Genomic DNA, 351 nt, shown 5'->3' with positions numbered 1-351 from the left:
CGCCGGCGTCACTGCCATCAACCCCATATCCAGCGGAGCACCTTGGGATAAATAGCCCTTGCTCGAAGAGGAACGCCCTCACCCGAGAAGGAGCGAAAGTTTTATGGTGGGACATGATTTTCGCACCTTGCCAAACAAGCCAAGGTTTCCATCGCCGTCCTGCCATTCGTCAGCATGTCTTCGGATCGCGAGCACGAGTATTTCACCGATGGCATTACCGAGGACCTCATCACCGACCTGTCTCGTTGGCAAACGATAGCAGTTGCCTCGGCGATCTCCACCTTCCGCTCAAGGACCAGTCCATCGACATCCAGGCCGTGAAACGCGAGCTTGGCGTGCATTTCCTGGTAG

The sequence above is a fragment of the Acidisoma sp. S159 genome (genome assembly GCF_009766125.1).
Taxonomy (GTDB): domain Bacteria; phylum Pseudomonadota; class Alphaproteobacteria; order Acetobacterales; family Acetobacteraceae; genus Acidisoma.
This window is presented reverse-complemented; position numbering follows the sequence as displayed.